Consider the following 875-nt stretch of genomic DNA (forward strand, 5'->3'; position numbering starts at 1 on the left):
CGCGTCGCGTTAGCAACCCACGAATACCAGCATGATCACCGTCGAAATTACTTGCTTCATCTGATGCGTTGACGCTTCCCTAACGGGAAGAATGTTAATTAAAAAGAAAGGCTCTGGCCGAGGTTCCGGCAGGATTTTGTGCGGGCCTCTTGACGTGGGGAGTCATACCAACGCCCGCATTTGCGGCTGGTTTGGAGCGTAGCGGAAAACCAGTCCGGCAACATGCGCTTGTTACATGCTATAGCTGCTTAAGCAATTCAGATTTCTTTTCTTGATACTCACCTTCAGAAAGCACACCTTCATCCCTAAGCACCTTTAATTTAAGAAGCCTGTCCATAACCGAATCACCGTTATCTCTAGCAGATGCCTTCTCGTTTAGGCGCCACCGGTCGCGCTCAAACTGGTAGGATGATTTTCTGTATGAGCTAACCATTACCCCCGTACCTGATTCTTCAAGCTTTTTCTGAATATTATCAATAATTTTTTGCGGCCTTGAAGTCGGGTAAGTTCCTTTTCCGCCAAGCTCTACAAAATAGCCCTTAACATTCTTACCGCTTAAACTAACACCCTCAACGGGAACAATCTTGACGAAGACGTTATACCAATCCAGACCCCAAGTCATTCTGGTAGAGAATCCTCTTTCTGGACCATCAATTTCATTAACGATTTCATCATCAACGATTGATGTGATTTCTTGATATGTCAATTGAAAAATCTTTTGCTCTTCTATGGCATATATTTTGTAACCACCATCTTGCTTTAATGTTGTTTGGTGGGTACTACACCCAGTCAAAAAAGCAAAAAAGACTAGAGTCGTTAACCTCATGTAATGCTCTCCATTGGCATGTAACGCTTACATAATGGGCCGGAGCGTA

1 protein-coding gene is annotated in these 875 nt (G+C 44.0%); it reads right to left on the bottom strand.

The features are described 5' to 3' along the window. Window positions 1-238: 238 nt before the first annotated feature. Window positions 239-706: an SHOCT domain-containing protein gene (locus A3763_RS16880; protein ID WP_197479636.1), complete on the bottom strand. Its 468-nt coding sequence runs from the start codon at window positions 704-706 to the stop codon at window positions 239-241. Between the last annotated feature and the right edge of the window lie 169 nt (window positions 707-875).

The sequence above is a fragment of the Oleiphilus sp. HI0128 genome (genome assembly GCF_001635365.1).